Raw genomic sequence first — 5,997 nt, 5'->3', positions numbered from 1 at the left:
GCCGCGGTGTCGGCGAGCCCGGGGTCGATCTCGGCGACGAGCAGCTCGCTCACCGGGGTGGCGTGCTTCCACCCCTCGACCGCGGCCGCCACGGGCGCCGCCAGCAGGTCGCCGCGATCGGCGGCCGGTCGGGTCTGCAATCCCCACATCGGCGGGGTCCTCCGTCTGGTGGTGATGGTGGTGGTCGGGTACCGGGGCGGCCGTCAGCGACCGGTGAAGCGGGCCTTGCCGGGCCCTTCCTCGGCGAAGGAGCGCATGCCGGTCTTCTGGTCCTCGGTGGCGAACAGCGACGCGAAGTGCAGCCGCTCGATCTCCAGCCCGGTGGCGAGGTCGGTCTCCAGTCCGCTGTCGACGGCCTGCTTGGCCGCGCGCAGCGCCAGGGCCGGACCCTCGGCGTAGCGGGCCGCCATGGCCGCGGCGGCGGCGTAGACCTCGCCCGCCGGGACGACGGAGTCGACCAGGCCGATCGCCAGCGCCTCCTCGGCGCCCACGTGCCGCCCGGTGAAGATGAGGTCCTTGGCGCGCGCCGGACCGACCAGCCGCGGCAGCCGCTGGGTGCCCCCCGCGCCGGGGATGACGCCGAGCAGGATCTCCGGCTGGCCGAGCCGGGCGTCGTCGGCCGCCACCCGGAAGTCGGCGCACAGCGCCAGTTCCAGCCCGCCGCCCAGCGCGTAGCCGGTGACGGCGGCGACGACCGGCTTGGGGATGCGGGCCACGGCGGTGAAGGAGTCCTGGAGGGCGCGGGCGCGCAGGACCATCGCCGCGTGGTCCATGGCCTGCATCTCCTTGATGTCCGCGCCCGCCGCGAACATCTTCTCGCCGCCGTAGAGGATCACCGCCCGCACGTCGTCGCGCCGGCCCGCCTCCTCGGCGAGTTCCCGCAGCCGGTCCTGGACGGCGACGTCGAGGGCGTTCATCGGCGGGCGGTCCAGCCGGATCGTGCCGACGTTGTCACTTACTTCGAGGGTTACGGTCATGGGCAGCAGGTTAACCGTGGCTAACGGCAGCGGGCCCGGTGCCGTTGGTCACAGCACCGGGCCCGCTCCCGCGTCAGCGGTGGGGAGCTACGTGGTCCACTGCGCCCAGTCCATGTTCCAGCCGTTGAGACCGTTGTCCGGCTGGATCACCTTGTCCTTCGAGTTCTTGACGACGACGACGTCGCCGATCAGGGAGTTGTCGAAGAACCAGGCCGCAGGCGTCTTGCCGTCCCAACCGCCGCGCACGTCCCGCAGACCGACGCAGCCGTGGCTGGTGTTGGTCGAGCCGAAGATGCTCGACGCACCCCAGTAGTTGCCGTGGATGAAGGTGCCCGAGGTCGACAGGCGCATCGCGTGCGGCACGTCCTTGATGTCGTACTCGCCGCCGAACCCGACGGTGTCACCGTTCATCCGGGTCACCTTGAGCTTCTCGCTGATGACCATCTGACCGTTGTACGTGGTCGTGGCCGGGGCGCCCGCGGAGATCGGGATGTCCTTGATCTGCTTGCCGTCACGGACCACCTTCATCCGGTGGGAACTCGCGTCGACCGTCGAGACCTGACTGCGGCCGATGGTGAACTTCACCGTCTTGGCCTGCTTGCCGTAGACCCCCGGCCGCCCCTCGACACCGTCGAGGTCGAGGCGCAGGGTCACCTTCGTGCCCGCCGCCCAGTAGTTCTCGGGACGGAAGTCGAGGCGGTCGTTGCCGAACCAGTGGGGCTCGATCCGCACGGCGGGCTCCGCCGTCACGCTGATGGCCTTCTCCACGGCCGCCGGGTCGGTGATGCCCCGGGTGAAGTGGATCGACACCGGCATGCCCACACCGACGGTCGAGCCGTCCTCGGGTGTGTACTGGCCGATGAAGGTGTTCTTCGGCACCAGCGTCGTGAAGCTGGTGTCCTTCGCCGACTCGCGGCCCTCGTCGTCCTTGGCGACCGCGTGCACCGTGTACTTCGTCGCGGCGGCCAGGTGACGGTCGGGCACCCAGCTCAGACCGTCCTTCGCCATCCTGCCCCCGACCTCCTTGCCCTCGGGGTCGGCGACCTTCACCGTGCTCAGCCTGCCCTCGGTCGCCGAGACCTTCAGCGCTCCGCTGGTCGCCACGTCATCGGCGCCGTCCTTGGGCACGATGGTCACCACCGCCTGCGAGGCGCTGGTGTCGGCGACCTCGGCGCCCGCCCTCCTGCCGTCCTTCTCGGCGGCGCTCCCGCTGCCCCCGCACGCGGTCACCAGCAACAGCAGCGCGCCCAGTACCAGCGCGAGGAGGCCGCGGGCTCCGCGCCCGTGCCGTTCCCTGCCCGCGCCGGCCCATGCCCCCGATATCGGCTGCCCGTTCAATGTGGTCTTCTCCCCTCGCACGGCCTGGCCCCCGCCATGACCTGCACCCCCGCGCGCTGTACATGCACGCCCGGCGCTAGATAATCACACCGCACGTGGGGAGAACTTCCCTGGAATGTCACCGTTCCGTTCCAAGTCGTTCCGAGCCGCCGCCGGGCGGCCCCGGAAGACGCGCCTCCGGGGCCTGAGCGGGCCGGACGGAGGTCAGCGCAGGGCGGAGCCCGCCTTCCACTGCGGCCAGCCGAGGTTCCAGCCGCCGAGGCCGTTGTCCGGAGCGACGGTCCGGTCGGCGGAGTTGACCACCTCGACCACGTCGCCCACGAGCGTCCGCTCGAAGAACCAGCCGGCCGGGGTGTCCGAACTGCCGCCCTTCACATCACGCAGCCCGATGCAGCCGTGACTGGTGTTCCGGGAGCCGAAGATGTCCGGCGATTCCCAGTAGTTGCCGTGCAGGAAGGTGCCCGACTTCGTCAGCCGGATCGCGTGGGGCACGTCCTTGATGTCGTACTCGCCGCCGAACCCGACGGTGCTGCCGTCCATGCGGGTCACCTCGTGCAGCTCGGAGACCACCATCTTCCCGTTGTACGTGGTCGTCCTCGCGGCGCCCGCGGTGATCGGCACCGTGCTGACGACCTCGCCGTCGCGGCGTACCTCCATGGTGTGCGCGCGGGCGTCCACCACGGACGTCTGGGAGCGGCCCACCCGGAAGGACACCTTCTTCCGCTGACTGCCGTAGACCCCCGGAGCCCCCTCCACATCGCGCAGTCCCACATCGACGGTGACCTCGGTGCCCGGCTTCCAGTAGGTGGCGGGCCGGAAGTCGAGCCGGTTCCTGCCGAACCAGTGGCCGACCACCTCGACCTCGGGTTCCGTGGTGATCCTGATGGCCTTCTCCACCGCGGCACGACGGGTGACGGGCCGGTTGAAGTCGAAGGACACGATCATCCCGGTGCCGACCGTGGACCGGTTCTCCGGCTTGAAGTAGCCGATGAAGCGGTCCTTGGGGACCAGGGTGGTGAACGTCGTGCTGCGGGCCGAGCGGTGGCCGTCACCGTCGACCGCCACGGCCTCCACGCTGTACTTCCCGGCCAGTCCGAGACGGTGTCCGCCGTCCCGGGGAGCCCATGAACGGCCGTCCTTCGCGATGCGTCCCGGCACCTCCTGGTGTTCCGCGTCCTCCATCCTGGTCACCTTCACCCGTTCGAGCCGTCCGTCGGGGACGGTCACCTCGACCCGGCCGTCCGCGCCGACGTTCTCGGCACCGTCCTCGGGGACGATCCGGATGGCGTCCCCGGGTGAGCGGTTGTCGAAGAACGACGTCGCCCCGGTGCAGCCCGTCAGTACGGCCGGCACGGTGAACAGTCCTGCCCATGTCAGCACGGCGGCCGAACGCGCCCGTGCTCTCTTCGCTACGTGGTTCACGCTCCCCCCAACGACGCGGCCGCCCCGGGGAAACGTGAGTGCGGGCTCCCCGGTGGGCAGAACAGAGGGAAGGACACCGCCAGGAAGGCCGCGGCCGGGACGCCGCGCACTCCTTCTGCCGGGTGACCGCTCCTACGAGCCGCAGGAGGCTGAAAGGTGTCGAGCACAGCCGAGCAGGAGGAAACGCCGCGTACGACGGGCAGGGTGGTGGTGACCGGAGCGGCCCCGGGGAACGCGGCGGACGGACCACCCGTATGGCCGGGTGCCCCCATGCCGTTGGGAGCCCGCTTCCGGGTCGGGCCCGACGGGGTGGCGGGCACCAACTTCGCCCTCTGGGCGGGCGGGGCCGAGGCCGTCGAGCTCTGTCTCTTCGACGAGCGGGGCACCGAGACCCGGCTCCCGCTGACGGAGCTGACCCACGAGATCTGGCACGGCTTCGTCCCCGGCGTGCACGCGGGACAGCGGTACGGCTTCCGGGTGCACGGCCGCTGGGATCCCTGGACGGGCGCCCGCTGGAACGCGGCGAAACTGCTCCTCGACCCGTACGCCCGTGCGGTGGACGGCTCGTTCACCCTGCCGCCCGAGGTGTACGGCCATGTGAGGGACTGGCCCGAGCAGCACGTCGCCGACACCGTGCGTGACGACCGGGACTCGGCGCCGTACGTCCCCAAGGCCGTCGTGGTGCATGACGACGACGACTGGGCGCAGGACCGCAGGCCGAAGACCCCGTGGGCGGACACGGTCATCTACGAGCTGCACGTACGCGGCTTCACCAAGCTCCACCCGGACATCCCGCCCGGACTGCGCGGCACCTACGCCGGGCTCGCCCACCCCGCCGCGGTCGGTCACCTCCAGCGGCTCGGGGTGACCGCCGTCGAACTGCTCCCCGTCCACCAGTTCGCCCACGAGGACCATCTGCTGCGGCGCGGACTGCACAACTACTGGGGTTACAACTCGATCGGCTACTTCGCCCCGCACGCGGGCTACGCGGCGAGCGGCACGGCGGGCCGGCAGGTCGGCGAGTTCAAACAGATGGTGCGCGCCCTGCACGACGCCGGGATCGAGGTGATCCTCGACGTGGTCTACAACCACACGGCGGAGGCCGGCGAACTGGGCCCGATGCTCTCCCTGCGCGGCATCGACAACCGCGGCTACTACCGCCTCCAGCCCGACGCCCGCCGCTACGCGGACTACACCGGCTGCGGCAACACCCTGCACGTGGTGCAGCCGCAGGTCCTGCGGCTGATCACGGACTCGCTCCGCTACTGGGTGACGGAGATGGGCGTCGACGGCTTCCGCTTCGACCTGGCCGCGGCACTCGCCCGCTCGATGCACGACGTGGACATGCTCTCCCCCTTCCTCGCGGTGATCGCCCAGGACCCCGTGCTGCGCCGGGTCAAGCTGATCGCCGAACCCTGGGACGTCGGCAACGGCGGTTACCAGGTGGGCGCGTTCCCGCCGCTGTGGACCGAGTGGAACGACCGCTACCGCGACGCCGTACGCGACTTCTGGCGCGGTGCGCTGCCCGATGTGCGCGACATCGGCTACCGGCTCACCGGGTCGAGCGATCTGTACGCCTGGGGCGGCAGGCGCCCGTACGCCTCGGTCAACTTCGTCACCGCGCACGACGGTTTCACCCTGCGCGACCTGGTCAGCTACGAGCACAAGCACAACGAGGCCAACGGCGAGGGCAATCGCGACGGCACGGACGACAACCGCGCCTGGAACGGCGGTGCCGAGGGCGAGACCGACGACCCCGCCATCAACGCGCTGCGCCGCCGTCAGCTGCGCAACCTGCTGACGACGCTGCTGCTGTCGACCGGGGTGCCGATGCTGGTGGCGGGCGACGAGATGGGCCGCACCCAGGGCGGCAACAACAACGCCTACTGCCAGGACAACGAGGTCAGCTGGCTGGACTGGTCGCTCCTGGAGGAGCCCCGGTGGCGGGAGCTGACCGAGCTGACCTCCCGGCTGCTGCACCTGCGCCACCGCCACCCGGTGCTGCGCCGCCGCGCCTTCTTCGCCGGGACGCCGCAGGCGCCGGACGGCCTGCGGGACCTGGCGTGGTTCACCGCGCAGGGGACGGAGATGACGGAGGGCGACTGGTACGCGCCGGCCGCGACGCTCGGGCTCTACCTCTCCGGACGCGACATCCCGGGCCGGGACGCCCGGGGCGGGCAGATCACCGACGACAGCTTCCTGGCGGTCCTGCACGCCGACCACCGGCCCTGTGACTTCCTGCTCCCGGGCCCTCCCTGGG

The 5,997-nt window shown here is 71.1% G+C and carries 4 protein-coding genes; 1 reads left to right on the top strand and 3 read right to left on the bottom strand.

Annotated elements, in window-relative coordinates; genetic code table 11:
• Positions 1-203: 203 nt before the first annotated feature.
• The 3 genes from VN520_RS23445 to VN520_RS23435 form a co-directional block, all read right to left on the bottom strand.
• Positions 204-977 carry an enoyl-CoA hydratase/isomerase family protein gene (locus VN520_RS23445; protein WP_325748914.1) on the bottom strand — a complete coding sequence of 258 codons (774 nt, stop codon included), beginning with the start codon at positions 975-977 and terminating at the stop codon, positions 204-206.
• Between the two features lie 87 nt (positions 978-1,064).
• Positions 1,065-2,315, bottom strand: coding sequence for a L,D-transpeptidase (locus VN520_RS23440; protein WP_325748913.1), 1,251 nt, complete (start codon positions 2,313-2,315; stop codon positions 1,065-1,067).
• A 204-nt stretch (positions 2,316-2,519) separates the two neighbouring features.
• Positions 2,520-3,737, bottom strand: coding sequence for a L,D-transpeptidase (locus VN520_RS23435; RefSeq protein ID WP_325748912.1), 1,218 nt, complete (start codon positions 3,735-3,737; stop codon positions 2,520-2,522).
• A gap of 156 nt (positions 3,738-3,893) precedes the next feature.
• Between VN520_RS23435 and glgX the strand changes: the two genes are divergently transcribed.
• Positions 3,894-5,997, top strand: a 2,104-nt coding sequence (gene glgX, locus VN520_RS23430) for a glycogen debranching protein GlgX (protein WP_414719920.1), incomplete at its 3' end; no start/stop codon positions are given.

The organism is Streptomyces sp. (assembly GCF_035563135.1).
In the GTDB taxonomy this organism is placed as follows: domain Bacteria; phylum Actinomycetota; class Actinomycetes; order Streptomycetales; family Streptomycetaceae; genus Streptomyces.
The sequence above is the reverse complement of the archived record's forward strand: the minus strand, read 5'-3'. Positions and strand labels throughout refer to the sequence as shown.